This is a genomic window from Terrabacter koreensis (assembly GCF_054783315.1).
In genome coordinates this window covers 145,025-160,702 of the sequence record NZ_BAAGQU010000005.1, presented here as the reverse complement: position 1 = coordinate 160,702, position 15,678 = coordinate 145,025, and the positions used below count along the sequence as shown (strand labels likewise).

The 15,678-nt window shown below is 73.0% G+C and carries 14 protein-coding genes; 5 read left to right on the top strand and 9 right to left on the bottom strand.

The window, feature by feature from the left end:
• Genes ACYVNR_RS13020 through ACYVNR_RS13010 form a run of 3 tightly spaced genes read right to left on the bottom strand, consistent with a single transcriptional unit; the run spans position 1 to position 2,667 of the window.
• On the bottom strand, positions 1–507 hold the full coding sequence (locus ACYVNR_RS13020) for a hypothetical protein (RefSeq protein ID WP_052677506.1): 507 nt from the start codon (positions 505–507) through the stop codon (positions 1–3).
• Between the two features lies 1 nt (position 508).
• Entirely contained in the window at positions 509–1,090 is a 582-nt protein-coding gene (locus ACYVNR_RS13015; protein WP_045192953.1) for an RNA polymerase sigma factor, read from the bottom strand.
• Positions 1,087–2,667, bottom strand: a complete 1,581-nt coding sequence (locus tag ACYVNR_RS13010; RefSeq protein ID WP_045192952.1) for a S8/S53 family peptidase — start codon at positions 2,665–2,667, stop codon at positions 1,087–1,089. Before ACYVNR_RS13010 ends, ACYVNR_RS13015 begins: the two co-directional genes overlap by 4 nt.
• A gap of 429 nt (positions 2,668–3,096) precedes the next feature.
• Here ACYVNR_RS13010 and ACYVNR_RS13005 point away from each other — a divergent pair, with 429 nt between their 5' ends.
• Complete coding sequence (locus ACYVNR_RS13005) at positions 3,097–3,867, top strand: peptidoglycan-binding domain-containing protein (RefSeq protein WP_461048413.1); 771 nt, start codon at positions 3,097–3,099, stop codon at positions 3,865–3,867.
• Positions 3,868–3,912: 45 nt separating this feature from the next.
• Here ACYVNR_RS13005 and pheA read toward each other — a convergent pair whose 3' ends face one another.
• Both pheA and ACYVNR_RS12995 read right to left on the bottom strand, forming a co-directional pair.
• Positions 3,913–4,860, bottom strand: a complete 948-nt coding sequence (gene pheA / locus ACYVNR_RS13000; protein ID WP_045192950.1) for a prephenate dehydratase — start codon at positions 4,858–4,860, stop codon at positions 3,913–3,915.
• Positions 4,857–5,402 carry a DUF4446 family protein gene (locus ACYVNR_RS12995; protein ID WP_082081149.1) on the bottom strand — a complete coding sequence of 182 codons (546 nt, stop codon included), beginning with the start codon at positions 5,400–5,402 and terminating at the stop codon, positions 4,857–4,859. The genes pheA and ACYVNR_RS12995 overlap by 4 nt, the downstream gene beginning before the upstream one ends.
• Positions 5,403–5,499: 97 nt before the next feature.
• Between ACYVNR_RS12995 and ACYVNR_RS12990 the strand changes: the two genes are divergently transcribed.
• On the top strand, positions 5,500–7,692 hold the full coding sequence (locus ACYVNR_RS12990) for a hypothetical protein (RefSeq protein ID WP_461048410.1): 2,193 nt from the start codon (positions 5,500–5,502) through the stop codon (positions 7,690–7,692).
• A gap of 270 nt (positions 7,693–7,962) precedes the next feature.
• Here ACYVNR_RS12990 and ACYVNR_RS12985 read toward each other — a convergent pair whose 3' ends face one another.
• The 4 genes from ACYVNR_RS12985 to ACYVNR_RS12970 are packed head-to-tail and all read right to left on the bottom strand — an operon-like array spanning position 7,963 to position 11,581.
• Entirely contained in the window at positions 7,963–8,694 is a 732-nt protein-coding gene (locus ACYVNR_RS12985; protein ID WP_461048408.1) for a glycosyltransferase family 2 protein, read from the bottom strand.
• Between the two features lie 13 nt (positions 8,695–8,707).
• Positions 8,708–9,595: a DUF5926 family protein gene (locus ACYVNR_RS12980; protein WP_461048406.1), complete on the bottom strand. Its 888-nt coding sequence runs from the start codon at positions 9,593–9,595 to the stop codon at positions 8,708–8,710.
• A gap of 28 nt (positions 9,596–9,623) precedes the next feature.
• Positions 9,624–11,129: an LLM class flavin-dependent oxidoreductase gene (locus ACYVNR_RS12975; protein ID WP_461048404.1), complete on the bottom strand. Its 1,506-nt coding sequence runs from the start codon at positions 11,127–11,129 to the stop codon at positions 9,624–9,626.
• A gap of 17 nt (positions 11,130–11,146) precedes the next feature.
• A complete protein-coding gene (locus ACYVNR_RS12970; protein WP_045192945.1) occupies positions 11,147–11,581 on the bottom strand; it encodes an ATP-binding protein in 435 nt (144 codons plus the stop codon).
• A gap of 373 nt (positions 11,582–11,954) precedes the next feature.
• Between ACYVNR_RS12970 and ACYVNR_RS12965 the strand changes: the two genes are divergently transcribed.
• From ACYVNR_RS12965 to cobF, 3 genes are all read left to right on the top strand, one after another.
• Positions 11,955–12,668, top strand: a complete 714-nt coding sequence (locus tag ACYVNR_RS12965; protein ID WP_045192944.1) for a PadR family transcriptional regulator — start codon at positions 11,955–11,957, stop codon at positions 12,666–12,668.
• A gap of 140 nt (positions 12,669–12,808) precedes the next feature.
• The gene (locus ACYVNR_RS12960; RefSeq protein ID WP_461048402.1) at positions 12,809–14,299 is read left to right on the top strand and encodes a cobyric acid synthase; all 1,491 of its coding nucleotides are present in this window, start codon (positions 12,809–12,811) and stop codon (positions 14,297–14,299) included.
• On the top strand, positions 14,296–15,672 hold the full coding sequence (gene cobF, locus ACYVNR_RS12955) for a precorrin-6A synthase (deacetylating) (RefSeq protein WP_461048401.1): 1,377 nt from the start codon (positions 14,296–14,298) through the stop codon (positions 15,670–15,672). Before ACYVNR_RS12960 ends, cobF begins: the two co-directional genes overlap by 4 nt.
• Positions 15,673–15,678 lie beyond the last annotated feature (6 nt).

Below are 15,678 nucleotides of genomic sequence, written 5' to 3'. Positions count from 1 at the left end.
TCAGATCGTGATCGTCGGGGTGATGACCGGCCGCGTCTCGTCGTTGCTGGGGTCGGTCACCACGAAGTGGACCGGCCCATGGGGTAGATCATCCAGAACGAAGCGCCCGTTCGCATCGGAAATCGCCGTGCGGCTGCCCTCGTTCGTGACGGCCTCGACCTGCGCGCCCGGCGTCGTGACCCAGCCGTCCACGCGTACGCGCTGGTCGGCGTCGTCGCTGTCGCTCGTCTCCGACGGACTCGCCGACACCATGAGGCTGACGGAGGCCGCGGTGAAGGTGACCGACTCGGTCGGCGTCGGCTCGACCGCCGTCTCGGCGCCGCGCGTGGTGAGCAGGGCCGAGTCCATCAGCTCGGCGACCTCGGCGTGCAGGGCGTGCACCGTGATCTCGAACTTGATCCGCTCGGCCAGATCGCTCGGCACCGGGTCGGCGTGGGCGAAGAGGTCGCGCACGTGACCGAGGTTGGTGACGTCGCGGGCGTCGATGGCGTCAGTGTGAGATGTCATGTCAGACCGCCCATCCGGGGTCGGAGCCGAGAGTCGTCCTCAGCTTCTGGAGGCAACGGCCGCGGGTCGGGCCGATGCTGCCGACGGGCATCCCGAGCGACTCCGCGATGGCGGCGTAGTCGGGACGGTCGGCGAACGCGATGACCCGGAGGAGCTCCTGGCACCGCGGGGTGAGGGTCGAGATGTGCTGCCACAGCACCCGCTGGCGCTCCGAGAGGATCGACTGCGCCTCGGGGTCGAGCTGCTGCGCCGGTGCCTCCGGAACCTCCTCGACACCGAACTCGCGACGCGAGCCGCGGGCGAGCCGCCACACCTCGCGCTTGACGACGACGACGAGCCAGCCGAGCACGGCGGCGGGCTCGTTGATCGACTCGGCCCGGTCGACGAGCTGGAGGAAGGCCGTCTGGATGGCGTCCTCGCACGTCGCGTGGGAGCCGCCCTGCGAGCGCGCGGCGTTCCACAGCACGGGCGTGACGAGGTCGACGAGCTCGGAGAGCCGCTCGCGCTCGCCGGCGACATAGGCCGCGAAGGCCTTGCCCGCCAGGGTGCCGAGGCCGTCGGGAGCCGTCGGGGTCGGGGTCATGACCGTCCCCTTCCGATGCAGGCGCGCAGTGCCTTGATGGCACGCTTGCGCATCGCGGACGAGGAGACGTCGGTGAGGTCGCCCGCCTCGACGAGGGCGGCGGCGAGCTCGGCGGCGAAGATCGGGGTGGAGAAGGACGTGCCGCTCCAGACACCGAAGCCGCCGGTGTAGTCGTCGGGGTCAACGGTGCACCGCACCGTGTCACCGGACCGGACCTGCGACGACGGCTGGCCCATGCCGTTGGTGAGCGGCAGGGTGCTGACCACGGAGACGCCGGAGCGGACCGCGCTGACGTACGGCAGGTTGTTGGAGAAGAGCGCCACGGTCACGCCGTCGGGGTTGCTCGCCCCGACACCCGCGACCGGCGGCACCGCCTTGGCCGTGATGCGCGACGGAGGCTCGGCCGCGAGCGCTGCGGGCACGAACGGTGCGTCGGTGCCGTCGTTGCCGACGCCCGCCACGACGAGCACACCGTGCTCGGCGAACCGGTCGAGCAGGTCCGCGATGGGCCCTGACGTGTAGGTGCGGTCCTCGGCGTAGTAGCCCATCGAGAGGTTCAGCACGTCGACGACCTCGGACGGGTCGTGCGCCTGCCCGTGCACGTGGCGGTCGAGCAGGGCCTGCAGCACGTCGAGGATGTAGCCCTCGTCGACGACACCGTCGTCGCCCATGACGGGGATCGACACGATCGTCGCCTCGGGGCAGCCCTGCCGCAGCAGCCCGGCGATGAACGTCGCGTGGCCCTGCAGCAGCCCGACGGGCTCGCTCGGAGCAGGCACCGAGAGCGGCGGCTGCGTGGGCTCGCTCGAGGCGCCGGCTCCCGTGAGGAGAGGGATGAGCTTGCCCTCCTTCAGCACGAGCCGCACGATGCCGGAGTCGTCCTTGAACCAGGGGTGCCCGGCGATCGCCGTGTCCGGCACGACGATGACGGGCGCGCGGTCGAGGGACCGCGCGCGCAGCCGCGGGTCGGGCAGGGCCAGGGCGACCGGCATACGGCCGCCGCGGCCCGGCACGGCGTACTCCTGCACGGCGCTGCCGACGCCACCCCAGTAGCCACCGACCCCGCCCCAGTAGCCGCCCACGCCACCCCAGTAGCCGCCCACGCCACCCCAGTAGCCACCGACGCCACCCCAGTAGCCGTCGGCGGGACGCAGCACGTGCTCGAGGCTGAGGCGCTGCGCGATCGGCTCCCCCGCCTCGCGCAGCCGCTGCAGCACGTTCCACGCGTCGACGGGCTCGATCGGGGACCGGGTCGGGCGGATCGTGATGCTCGTGCCCCACGTCGGCTGGTCGATGTCGCGCGGGCCGCCGTCCTGCCGGGGCGTCACCTCGTAGTCCAGCTCCAGCTTGCCGAGCGCGTCGCGCAGGTCGTCGAGGCCCCGCGGGCGGCCGCCCTCGTTGCTGAGCAGCAGGCGGTCCGAGAGGTAGAGCGCGGGCCGGGGCGGCTGGCCGTCGGTCAGGCGCAGCGCCGTGGCCGGGTCGAGGGCGCGGACCGGCGGTCGTTCGGACCGGCGCCGGCCGCCCGTCCCACTCGCGTCGTTCGCGCCCTGCGGCGCATCGGGACCCGACTCTGACATCGGCTGACCTCCTGAGGGGACGGATGGTGGGGCGACGGTGCTGGAAAGACCCTTACACCCGAGTGAGTGCGCGTGCTCGCGTTCCTGATACATCGACTCGAGAAATTTGTCCGCCTCAGGACGTATCAAGCCGCCGCGTACCGACTCTTGCTGACGGGGGTTTGGTCACCGGGCCGATGTCGGGGCGCTGCGGAGGGGCAGCAGGGCCCGGTGACCGCAGCAGGGAAGTCGGGACCACCAGGGGGCGGTCCCGATCGGTGGGGCGCCGGGCCTGGCAGCACCGGCGCCCCCTCCCTGCCCCTCGGGGTGCACTGCCGCCGACCACGTATGCCGTCGCCGCGCGTCGCGCTCGCGCGCCCGGTCGGGCGGGCGCATACTCTTCGGACGTGCGCGGACGTCGGGGCCGCGCCGTGAGCTCAGGGGAGTCGGATGTTCGGCATGACGAACGGTGCGCCGGTCGGTGCGCGGCGCGTGACCACCTCGCTGGCGGTGGCCGCCGCCCTGGGTCTGGGGCTCTCGGCCTGCACCTCTGCCGGCCCGGCCACCCCCACGGCTGCCGAGTCGTCGGCGTCGGAGACCGCCATGGCCACCACCGGCAGCACGGCACCCGGGCCCACCGAGCCGCTGCCCACGGTCACCGCCGATCCGCTGACCCCCTCGAAGCCGACCCCCACCGCGACGACCGCCAAGCCGACGGCCACGGCGACGGCCACGGCCACCGACCCGGGGAGCGTCGCGGGTGCGTGCGAGCGGACGCTGCCGGCATACCCGGTCGTCTCACCCGGCTCGAAGGGTCCGGCCGTGAGCGCCCTGCAGTGCTTCCTCAACGACGCCGACTTCGGTCCGGTGGCGGTAGACGGGGTCTACGGCGCGCAGACGCGTGAGGCGATGCGCCGGGTCGAGGCGACGTTCGAGGGGCCGGCGCCCAAGCCGGGGCGAGTCGACGCCGGGGTCTGGGTGCTCATCATCTCCCGGTCCATGGGCAGCGAGACGCTCAAGCAGGGCTCGAAGGGCCCCGACGTCGAGACGCTGCAGCGCGCCCTCCGGGCCGCGGGTGGCAAGCTCACCGTCGACGGCACGTTCGGACCCGAGACGAAGAAGGTCGTCCAGCGCTTCCAGGACGCCAACCGCATCGGCGAGGACGGCGTCGTGGGCGAGGAGACCCTCTTCCTGCTCAAGAGCGGCGCGACGATCGGCTGACAACGGGCCGACAACGGGCTGACGTCCAGCCGTCAAGGGACTCGGTCAGGCGCGCAGGTCGTCCAGCCACGACTGGGCGCGGCTGAAGTCCTCGTCGGAGGTGCCCGGCCGGGCGTCGGGCCGGCCGCCGTCCGCGCGCGGGTAGGACCCGAGGAAGCGCACCTCGGCGCACACCCGGCGCAGGCCCATGAGCGTCTCGCCGACGCGCGCGTCGAGCACGTGCCCCTCGAAGTCGATGGAGAAGCAGTACGAGCCCATCGCCTCGCCGGTGGGGCGCGACTCGAGCCGGGTCATGTTGACGCCGCGCACCGCGAACTGCTCGAGCAGCTCGAGCAGGCCGCCCGCGTGGTCGTCGCGCTGGAACAGCACCACGGTCGTCTTGTCGGCGCCCGAAGGCTCCGGCAGGGTGCCGGGCCGGGCGACGAGCACGAACCGGGTGACCGCGGCGGTGTTGTCGCCGATGTCCTCGGCGAGCACCTCGAGGCCCTCGTTGCGCGCCGCGACCGGGGCGCAGACGCCGGCGTCGAACATGACCTCTCCGGGCTGCGCGAGGGCGGCGGCGCTGGCTGCGGTCGACAGGGTGGGCACGTACGCCGCGTCGGGCAGGTTCGCGCCCATCCAGCCGCGCACCTGCGCCCACGCGTGCGAGTGGGTGCCCACGGTGCGCACGGAGTCGAGCGTCGTGCCCGGGCGTGCACAGAGCACGAAGGTGATCGGCACGAGCACCTCGCCGACGACGACGAGCGGATCACCGGTCGCGAGGGCGTCGAGCGTCGCCGACACCCCGCCCTCGACGGAGTTCTCGATGGGCACCATCGCGGCGTCGATGTCGCCCGCGCGCAGCGCGCTCAGCGCCGCGTCGACCGACCCGAACGGCAGGTGCTCGCGGCCCTCCGCGGCGTCCCACGCGTCGAGGGCCATCTGGGTGAAGGTGCCGCGTGGCCCGAGGTAGCCGAAGCGGTGGAGCTGGTCGGGGGTGCGGGGCGGGGTCACGACACGTCCTTCGTGCTGTCTGCCGCGCGAGCGCTGCCTGCGCGCGTGCTGCTGGTGGCGGCGGGCTCGTCGCGGTTGGCCGAGGCCAGCGCCTGCTGCTCCTCGGGGGTCAGGGTGATGCTGGACCGCCCGCCGACGATGCCCTTGGCGTAGGTGCGGGACTCGCCGCGAGCATGGATCGAGCTGAGCACGATGCCGTCCCCGAGGTCGTCGACGATGGCGGCGGAGAACGAGAGCCGTCCGCCCATGTCGCCGAACGCGTCGTAGCGCACCACGGCGACGTTGCGCAGGCTCTGGCGCACGTCCTCCTCCGCCGTGGCGACGTGGTCGCGGAGGGCAGCCACCTCGGCCGTGAGCCGCTCGATGCGGTGGTTCTGCGTGGCGGCGACGCGCGCGATGTCGGTGCGGCCGTCCCCGCCGAGCGCGGCGAAGTCGCGGCGCACCCTGGCCAGCCGCAGCTGGGCCGCCACCGCCAGGACGAGAGCCAGCAGCGCGACGCCCGCGGCGACGGCGGCCACGGTCGTCAGCGTCGAGGAGTCCACGATCGGCAAGGGTAGCCGCGTGGCGCCCCGGCGCCCGGTCGATTCCAGCCCGTGACCTCACCCTCGGCATACAGCCCCGGTTTGTAGTCTGTCCCCCGTGATCCGCCGCCATCCCGTCAAGACGCTCGTCGTCCTGCTCCTGGTGATGGTCGCTGGTCTCAGCCTCGCCTACGTCAACCGGACGACGGTCCCCGTGCCGCCGACGACGCAGCCGAAACCAGGCGAGTCGCTCGTCGTGGTCGGCCTCGGTGGCCTGTCGTGGGACGACGTCTCGGCCAAGGACACCCCGACGCTGTGGGGCCTGCTGCGTGACGGTTCAGCCGCCTCGGTGTCGGTCAAGAGCCTGCGTCTGACGACGTGCCCCACCGATGGCTGGGCCACCGTCTCCGCGGGTGAGGCCGCCGGTCCGGACACCAGCGAGGCCCGCCCCTCGTGCGCGTCGCTGCCGTCGGTCGCCGGTGACGCGACGTCCGGCTTCCGCGTCATCGGGTTCGACGACCTGGCGACGGCCTCGCGCGAGGCCGAGTTCCGGGCCCGGCTCGGCATGCTGGGCGACAGCTTCGCGGCGGCCAAGACGTGCATCCAGGCGGTCGGGCCCGGCGCCGGGCTGGCTGCGGCGACGTCGGGCGGCAAGGTCGCGAAGTACAGCCTGTTCCAGGCGACCACGCTCGTGTCCGACCTCGCCCAGTGCCCGGTGAGCATCGTCGACGTGGGCAGCATCGACGCCACCGACCCCGACCGCACCCGGCACATCGAGAAGATCAACGGCATCGAGCGGCGCCTCGAGCAGGTCATCGACGCGATGCCCAACGGGGCCGACCTGCTCGTCGTGGGCCTCGCCGACCGCGACCAGCAGGAGCGGCTGCGGCTGCTCACCGCGTCGGGCCCGCACTACGGCCCGGGTCTGCTCGCGTCGGCCTCGACCCGCCTCACCGGGGTCGCGCAGCTGTCCGACATCACCGCGACGATCCTCCAGCGCGGCGGCGTGAACCCCGTCGCGGCGATCGGTGGCCGCGCCCTCAGCGTCTCGCCGTCGGCCAACAACAGCGAGTCGACCGCCGCGAGCAAGCTGACGGTGCTCACCGACATCGACACCAAGGCCGATGCGATGCACCGCATCGTGGCGCCCTTCCTCGTCATCTGGCTGGCCGGCACCGCGCTCGCGCTGCTCGTGCTGTGGGTCGTGGTGCGGCGGGCTCGGCCGTGGAACCGCCGTCTCACCCGGGCGCGCGTGCTGCGCATGGTGCGGCTCGTGGGCCTGCTGTCCGCCGCGATGCCTGCGGCGACCTTCCTCGCCAACCTCATCCCGTGGTGGCGGTGGTCGACCGACACGATCGTGCTCGCCGTCATGCTCTTCGTGCTGGTGTTCCTCATCAGCGCGGCCATCACCCTCGTGTGCCTGAGGGGTCCGTGGAGCAGTTCCGCCCTCGGCCCCCTGGCCGCGATGTCGGCCGTGACGGCGGGAGTCATCGGCGTCGACCTGCTCACCGGGTCGCACCTGCAGATCTCGTCGATCTTCGGCCTGCAGCCGCTCGTCGGTGGTCGTTTCTACGGCATGGGCAACGTCGCCTTCGCCCTGTATGCCGCCGCGGTCCTGATGCTCTGCGCGGCCCTCGCGCACGCACTGGTGCGCCGCAACGCGCCGCGCCTGGCGGTCTTCGCGATGGTCGTCGTCGGTGGTGTGGCCCTGGCCGTCGACGTGCTGCCCGCCTGGGGCGCGGACTTCGGCGGACCGATCGCGCTCGTGCCGGCCCTCGGCTTCCTGCTCATGGGCGTCATGGGGTGGCGCACGTCGGCGCGCAACGTGCTCATCGTCCTCGTGGCGGCGGGACTCGTCGTCGGGCTCGTCTGCTACCTCGACTGGCGCCGCCCCGAGTCCGAGCGCTCACACCCGGGCCGTTTCCTCCAAACCGTCATCGACGGTGGCGCGTGGGACGTCATGTCGCGCAAGTTCCTCGCCAACGTGTCGCTGGCGATCCACCTGCCGGTGCTGCTCGTCCTCGCCGCGCTGCTGCTGGCGATCGTCGTGGTCGTCGTCAAGCGTCCGGGCGCCTTCGGCACGGAGCCGCTCAAGCGCCTGCTCGACGAGGCTCCGCTCATGCACCGCGGGCTCTGGTCGATCATCGTCATGGCGGTGATCGGCTTCCTCACCAACGACTCGGGGGCCGCGATCCCGCCGGTGGCCGCGATCTTCACGGTGCCGCTCGTCGTGTCGGCCGTGATGCACTTCCTGGCGATCGAGGCGCGCAAGGCCCCGGTGCGCCGACGCCGCGACCGCCACCACCTCTGAGCTGTCTGGGCTCGCTCCGCGCTCTCTGGGCTCGCTCCGCTCGCCCGCGTCCGGCGCGCCTGGACGTCACGCCTTCCCTCCTCGACTCGCTCGCTGGCGCTCGCATCGCTCGTCAGTCCAGGCGTGACGCGCCGAACTCTTGTCTCAGTCGAGTGCTCAGTTTCCAACGCACACCGGCGTCGGGAAGTGAGCACTCGACTGGTGCGGGGCGTCGGGAAGTGGGCACTCGACTGGTGGGTCCGATCGAGTGCTCGTTTTCTCACTGGCGGGTCAGCCGTGGCCGAGGCGGCGTCGCAGGCGCCGCACACCGAGCGCCAGGGCGACGTCGCGGTACTGCGCCGCGCGGTGCACCTGCGAGCGCCAGTCGGTGCCGGTGACGCGGTGGTGCAGGTCGCACGGCACCTCCACGACCCGCAGGCCGGCGTCGAGCACGTCGACGGTCATGCCGACCTCGACGCCCCAGCCACGCGCGAACGGCGTCGCTGCCGTGATGGCGGCCGGCGACAGGCACCGCATCCCCGAGAGCGGCTGGTTCGGAGACCAGCCGGTGAGCTCCTCGATGCCGCGCCGCGCGAGCCCGACGACGAGCCCGTGACCACCGGCGCTGCCGCGCTGCTGCGGCAGGTTCGCGATGGTGAGGTCGGCTGCCCCGATCACGATGGGGGTGACGAGCTCGCCGACCGCGCTGGCGGAGGCCTCGAGGTCGGCGTCGACGAAGAGCACCGCCGTGTCGGCGTCGAGCCGACCGACCCGGCGCAGGCCGTTGACCCGTCCGAGGCCGCTCATCATGGCGTCGGCCTTGCCGTGGTTGCGGGCGTGGCGCACGACCTCGGCGCCCTCGCGGGCGGCGATGGCCGCGGTGCCGTCGCTCGACCCGTCGTCGACGACGACGACCGTGGCGACGCCGGGGATGCTGCGCACGCCGCGGATCGTCTCGGCGATGCGGGCCGACTCGTCCTTGGCCGGGATGACGACGGCGACGGAGAACGGCACGGTCGTCATCGTCGCCCGTGCCTCAGCGGAGGGTGACCTGGCGGTTGGTGAGGCCGGCCCGGGCGCCACGCTCGGCGGCCGTCAGCGTCTCGGTCGAGGAAGCCGCGGCGTCGATGCGCTTCTTCATCTCGGCCAGGGGCTTCTCGAAGTCGGCGGCCTCGGAACCGGGGTCGACCTCCCAGACCGGGATGAGCAGACCGCTCGAGCGGAAGCAGCCGAGCAGACGGCCGTCGTCACCGAGGTGGCTCTCGCCGGCAGCGTGCAACCGGGCGAGGGCGCTCGTCGCGGTGTCCTCGTCGAACGGCAGCACCCACCGCACGTAGGTGCGGTCGCCGATGCGGCACCAGAAGGCGGACGGAGCCGCGTCGAGCTTGACCGTCGGGATGGCCGACTCGTTGGCGCGCTCGAGCGACTCCTTGCCCTCGGCGTCGAGGTCGGCGTCGGCCACCCAGAAGTCGAAGCCCTCGTGCAGCTGCATCTCGAAGGGCGCGTCGAGGTCGAGCAGGTCCTGCAGGCGCGGGGTGTCGGCCATCGACACGGGCAGCGTGGTCACGGGCGAGCCCGCGTCGGCAGCCGAGGCGAGGGCGATCGCGGAGGCGATGTCGCGGCTCGTGTCGCCGCTCGCGTTGCCGGACTGGATGCCGACGAGCACCTCACCGCCCTCGCGGTGCAGGCCCGGCCAGGCCAGCGGCAGCACCGTCGCGATCGTCACCTCGTCGGGCGCACCCTCGGGCGCCTTGCCCTTGGCGAAGCGCACCGTCGCGGTCGCGGCCGGGACGATCTCGCGCATCGCGACCCAGTCGGTCTCGTTGGGCAGGCCCTCGAAGGGGCGGGCCACGAACGGTGCCGGCTGCGGACGTGCGGAACGGTCGGTGCGCTCACCGCGCGGACGACGTGATGCCTTACCCATGCGCGCCACCCTAGTGGCCGCCGTCGGGTCAGCCGAACGCGGACGCGAGCGGCGCCAGGGCGAGCACGTCGTCGGGGGTCGTGAGGCCCACGGGCGCCACGAAGGCCGTCGTGATCCCGCGCGCGGCGAGGCCTGCCAGACGGGTGGCGTGCTCCGCCGCCGTACCGGCGTGGTGCCGGGCCGCGAAGGTCGCGGCCGGAGCGCGTCCGCGGTGCCGCTCCACCCGCGCCCACACGTCGTCGCGGTCGGATCCCACGAGAGGCAGGTCGAGCACCGTGGCGTGAACCTCGGACGCGTCACGTCCCTCCGCGCGCACCAGCTCGAGGTAGTGGTCGACCTTGGCGAGGCCCGCCTCGTCCGAGGGGACGTTGCACCCGTCGCCGAGACGCGCGGCGACGCGCAGCGACCGGGCACCACCGCCTCCGACGATGACGGGGATCGGGCCGACCGGCCGCGGGTACGAGGTCGTCTCGGGCAGCGAGACCCGCCGTCCGGCATACGGCTTGGTTCCAGGGGCCCAGAGGGCCTTCATCAGCTCGATGCCCCGCTCGAGCGCGTCGAGTCGCTCTCTTGCGGAAGGGAACCCGAGGCCGTATGCCGTGTGCTCGCGTTCCCACCAGCCCGCGCCGACGCCGACGAAGGCGCGCCCGCCCGACAGCGCCGAGAGCGTCGCGGCCGCCTTCGCCGTGATGCCCGGCTCGCGGAAGGTCACCGGCGTCACGAGCGTGCCGAGCTGCAGCCGCGTGGTGGACGCGGCCAAGACGCCCAAGGTGACCCACGGCTCCGGGATCGGGTCCCAGGCGCGGCCGACCTGTGGGATCTGGATGAGGTGGTCCATCAGCGCGATGCCCGTCAGGCCGGCAGCCTCGGCGGCGCCGGCCATGTCACGCAGCCAGGCCAGCAGGTCACCGTCAGCCGGGAAGCGCGAGAGCTGGAGCACGACGCCCCGCAGTCCGGAGCCCTGGCCCCGCAACACACCCGGAAGCGGTCCGCGCCCCACGGTTGCAGCCGCCTCGGGTTGACCGCTACCGGGTGTGTTGCGGGAGAGGCGGCCGGGCTCGGTCGGGGCGCCGTCGGTCACGAGGCTGACGAGGTCCCAGCCCTCGGCCTGGAGCTCGTCCGTGGCCGTGGCGACGGAGGCGAGCTGGTTCGTGAGGACGCGCGCCGGGACGGGGCGGTCACGCGCGGCGTTGCGCGAACGGCATACGGCGGCGGGGGTGTCGAGCACGACGGCCACGGCCGGCAGTCCCGCCGCGCGGGCGCCGTCGAGCCAACGGCGACGCCGCGCCGCGTCGGTGCCGAGCGTGTCGACGACGGTGGTCAGGCCACGACCGAGCCGTGCGGCGACGACCTGCTCGAGGACGGCGAAGGCGTCGACGGAGGCGTCGAGGTCCTGCTCGCCGCTGCCGACGACGGCACGGAGGGCGTCGGACGAAACGACCTCTGCCGCCCGGTAGCGCTCGGCGGCCCAGGTCGACTTGCCCGAGCCGGACGCGCCGACGAGGACGACGAGCGCCGGGTCGGGCAGCGTCACCTCGGTGCGTCGTGGTGTCAGTGCGACCGGCGACGGGAGGGGCCGCCGAGCGAGGCCCAGACGGTGCGGCCGTGCGGCTCGTCGATGACGCCCCACTCGTGCGCCAGCGACCGTACGATGCGCAGCCCGCGACCCCCGGGCGCCCAGGTGGTCGGCGGGGACGGGCGCGGGGCGGTCGGACCGCCGCCGTCGGACACCTCGACCTCGACGACGTTGTTCTTGACCTTCCAGTGGATGCGGATCGCACCGTCGGCGAGCGGCTTGGCATGCCGGATGGCGTTGGCGACGAGCTCGCTGACGACGATCTCGGCCTCGTCGATGACCTGCGAGGGCAGCTCGCGCGCGAGGAGGTCCTCGACGAGCTCCTTGCGGATGCGTGGAGCCGCGGACGGTGCCCACTGGATGCGCACGGTGCGCTTCTCGCCCAGCGGCGTGGCCGGCACGTTGGTCATCGTGGCTCTCCTTGAGATTGCTTCGGCTCGTCGGGCGTCCACACCCGCACGTGCTGCGGTGTGGGCGCGAGGGCCGATCCCCTGTGCGCTCGCCACGGTCAGGACCTCCTCGGGCAATTCGCGTGTCCCCGTCGTCGCACGCTAACCAAACCTGCGCCGTACCTCAACGAACCTGTGACTTTTTCCCGCCCTGGAGCGGCGATCGGCTCGTATCGCGAGATCTAGGACGACGGCTAGATCGCGGGATACGTACCCATCGTCATCGACCCCAAGCACGACAACAGCGTCGCCGCTTGATTCTCGAACAGTCGCGATATATCGTCGACCTATCGCGACTGTTCGTGAGTCGCGTCGACAGACAAGGAGAACCACCATGCACGGACACCGACACAGCAGACGAGAGTCCGGGTTCGACGGCGGTTGGGGCGGCGGCTGGGGCGGCGGGTCGGGCTTCGGCCCGGGTCGCGGTCCGTGGGGCGGCCCCGGCGGTCCGGGCGGCCCCGGTGGACGCGGACGCCCCGGTCCGCCCCCGTGGGTCGCCGACCTGGTCCGCCACTTCGGCGGGCCCGGCTTCGGGCCGGACTTCGGCGGGCCCCGCCGCGGGCCACGAGCGCGTCGCGGCGACGTTCGCGCCGCCATCCTCGACGTCCTCGCCGGCGACGAGATGAACGGCTACCAGCTCATCCAGCAGATCTCCGAGCGCACCGGCGGCGCGTGGAAGCCGAGCCCCGGCTCGGTCTACCCGACCGTCCAGCAGCTCGAGGACGAAGGCCTGGTGGAGGGCCGCGACGTCGAGGGCCGTCGGCTGCTTCGCCTCACCGACGCGGGCCGCACCTACGTCGAGGAGAACGCCGAGGAGATGGCCGCCACGTGGCGTCCCTTCGAGGAGTCCCCCGACGGCGAGGACGCTCCGCAGCACGAGCAGCGCAGCGGCAGTGACCTCATGCCGATCGTCGGCCAGGTGATGGGCGCGATGTGGCAGATCGTCACCACCGGCACCTCGCAGCAGCGGGCCGAGGCCGCCGAGATCCTCACCGAGACCCGGCGCAAGCTCTACCGCCTGCTCGCCGACGGCGACCCCGAGTGACAGGTCGCTGAGCCCGGCAGCACACCCAGGGGCCGCCCGCACACCGCACCCGGTGGGCGGGCGGCTTCGACGTGCGCTGGCTGGCTCGACGTGTGCGGGTGCCCGTCGGCCGGTGTGCGCACGTCGGGCAGGATGGCGGCGTGACGCCACCCGCCCCCTCAGGACTCCTCGTCGCCGGCACCTCGTCCGACGCGGGCAAGTCCGTCGTCGTCGCCGGCCTGTGCCGGGCCCTCGTGCGCCGCGGGCTGCGGGTCGCACCGTTCAAGGCGCAGAACATGTCGAACAACTCGATGGTCTGCCTCGACGGCGGCGAGATCGGCCGGGCGCAGTGGCTCCAGGCCGTCGCCGCGCGCGTCGAACCGACCACCGCGATGAACCCGGTGCTGCTCAAGCCCGGCACCGATCGCAGGTCGTTCATCGTGGTGCGCGGCGAGCCCGCCGGCACCCTCGAGGCCGGCCAGTATGCCGCCGGGCGCGGTCACCTGCGCGACGCGGCGTTCGGCGCCTACCGCGAGCTCGCCGACGAGTACGACCTCGTCGTCTGCGAGGGGGCAGGGTCACCCGCGGAGATCAACCTGCGCTCCGGTGACTACGTGAACATGGGACTCGCGCGCGAGTTCGGGCTGCCGGTCGTCGTGGTCGGCGACATCGACCGCGGCGGCATCCTCGCGGCGCTCTACGGCACGTGGGCCCTGCTCGACGACGAGGACCGCGCGCTGCTGAAGTCCTTCGTCATCAACAAGTTCCGCGGCGACGTGTCTGTGCTCGAGCCCGGCCTCGACGACATCACCCAGCGCACGGGAGTGCCGTTCCACGGCGTCATCCCGTGGCTGCTCGACGTGTGGCTCGACAGCGAGGACACCCTCGAGGTCGGGCACTGGCGCGCCTCGACGGCGCTGTCGGCCACGGCCCGCGACCGGCTCAAGGTCGCGGTGCTGCGACTGCCCCGCATCTCCAACGCGACCGACGTCGACGCCCTCGCCGCCGAGCCTGGGGTGGACGTGCTCGTGACGGTCGACCCGGCGGTGGCCGAGTCCGCGGACCTGCTCGTCGTGCCCGGATCACGTTCCACCGCAAGTGATCTCGCGTGGTTGCGGGAGCGCGGTCTGGCCGAGGTGATCGAGCGTCGCGCGGCAGCCGGCCGCCCCGTGCTGGGGGTGTGCGGCGGCTACCAGATGCTCGGGCACGAGATCGACGACGACGTCGAGGGACGGGTCGGCGTCGTGCCCGGCCTCGGACTCCTGCCCGTGCGCGTCGACTTCGGCGACGACAAGGTGCTCGCCCGCCCCACCGGCGCCTGGTCCGGCCACCCGGTCGAGACCGCCTACGAGATCCACCACGGCATCGCGACGCACAACGGCGCGGGCGACGCCGACCCGTTCCTCGACGGCTGGTCGACCGGTGCGGTGTGGGGGACGATGTGGCACGGGGCCTTCGAGAGCGACGGCTTCCGCCGCGCGTGGCTGTCGCACGTCGCGTCGGTCGCGGGATCGCAGTGGCAGCCTCACGACGGCGCGGCCGGGTTCGCCGAGCGGCGCGAGCGCATGCTCGACACCCTCGCCGACGCCCTCGAGGAGCACGTCGACCTCGACGCACTGCTCGACCTCACCCGCGCAGGGGGCACGTCATGATCGAACGGGTCCGCATCATCGGGATCGGCATGGGCAGTCCCGAACAGGTGACCGGTGAAGCGGCACAGGCACTTTCGACCGTCGACATCTTCCTCGTCGCCGACAAGGGCGGCTCGAAGACCGATCTCGTCGTGGCCCGACAACGCGTCTGCGACGCCCTGATCCCGGCCGACCACGCGTACCGGGTCGTCGAGGTGCCCGACCCCAGGCGCGGCCCCGACGCCGAACGCGACGACACGACATACGGCCGGGGGGTGCGCGACTGGCACGCGGCACGTGTCGACGCCTACGCCTCCGTCATCGACGGGCTCGACGACGGCGAGACGACGGTCGGGTTCCTGGTGTGGGGCGACCCGGCGTTCTACGACTCGACGATCCGCGTCGTCGACGCCCTCGTCGAGAGGTGGGCGGCCGCCGGCGTCACGGTCGAGCACGACGTCATCGCCGGCATCAGCGCCCCGCAGCTGCTCGCCGCCCGGCACCGGATCCCGCTCAACCGCATCGGTGCGCCGATCCACGTCACGACGGGGCGGCGGCTCGTCGACGAGTACGACCCGGCGCTCGGCGACGTCGTCGTCATGCTCGACGGGGGTCTCGCCTGCGCCGAGCTGGCCGACACGTTCCCCGACCTCGAGCTGTTCTGGGGCGCCTACCTCGGGTCGCCCGACGAGGTGCTCGTGCGGGGACGGCTCGGCGACGTCATCGACGAGGTGCAGCGGGTGCGTGTCGAGGCCCGTGAGCGGCACGGCTGGGTGATGGACACCTACCTGCTGCGCCAGCGGGCGGATGCCCCCGGCACGCCGGGCCCGACCGGCTTCCCTGATACGGGCGAGCTGACCGACGGCGTGCTCACCCTGCGCCCCCTCGCCGCCCACGACTGGCAGGTCGTGCGCGACGAGCACAACGACGGGGAGTCGCTGCGCTGGGACTTCTTCGGGGAGACGTACGGCGACGACGTGGCGCGGCAGAAGGCGGCGCAGGCGCGGCGCGAGTGGCGGTCCGGACGGGCCGCCCGTTTCGTCATGGTCGACGCGGCCACCGGCGAGGGCGCGGGCGTCATCAACGTCATCCGGATGGGACCTCCCGGCGTCGGGCTCATCGGCTACGGCGTGCTGCCGGCCTTCCGCGGGCGCGGCTTCACGACGCGGGCGCTGCGGCTCGTGTCGGGCTGGGCGTTCGAGTCGGCGGGGATCGCGCGGCTCGAGCTGGGGCACAAGGTCGACAACATCGCGTCCGGCAAGGCCGCGGCGAAAGCCGGGTTCCGGGCCGAGGGTCGCCTGGCCCAGCGGCTGCCCAACGCCGACGGGACCCGCTCCGACGAGGTCTACTACTCCCTCACCAGGGACCGCTTCGTCGTGGAGACGCTCTGCTGAACGATC

Bases quoted from the DNA above. Each gene is read 5' to 3' on its own strand.
- ACYVNR_RS13020 (WP_052677506.1), bottom strand. From the start codon at position 507: ATGACATCTCACACTGACGCCATCGACGCCCGCGACGTCACCAACCTC.
- ACYVNR_RS13015 (WP_045192953.1), bottom strand. From the start codon at position 1,090: ATGACCCCGACCCCGACGGCTCCCGACGGCCTCGGCACCCTGGCGGGC.
- ACYVNR_RS13010 (WP_045192952.1), bottom strand. From the start codon at position 2,667: ATGTCAGAGTCGGGTCCCGATGCGCCGCAGGGCGCGAACGACGCGAGT.
- ACYVNR_RS13005 (WP_461048413.1), top strand. From the start codon at position 3,097: ATGTTCGGCATGACGAACGGTGCGCCGGTCGGTGCGCGGCGCGTGACC.
- ACYVNR_RS12985 (WP_461048408.1), bottom strand. From the start codon at position 8,694: ATGACGACCGTGCCGTTCTCCGTCGCCGTCGTCATCCCGGCCAAGGAC.
- ACYVNR_RS12980 (WP_461048406.1), bottom strand. From the start codon at position 9,595: ATGGGTAAGGCATCACGTCGTCCGCGCGGTGAGCGCACCGACCGTTCC.
- ACYVNR_RS12970 (WP_045192945.1), bottom strand. From the start codon at position 11,581: ATGACCAACGTGCCGGCCACGCCGCTGGGCGAGAAGCGCACCGTGCGC.
- ACYVNR_RS12965 (WP_045192944.1), top strand. From the start codon at position 11,955: ATGCACGGACACCGACACAGCAGACGAGAGTCCGGGTTCGACGGCGGT.
- cobF (WP_461048401.1), top strand. From the start codon at position 14,296: ATGATCGAACGGGTCCGCATCATCGGGATCGGCATGGGCAGTCCCGAA.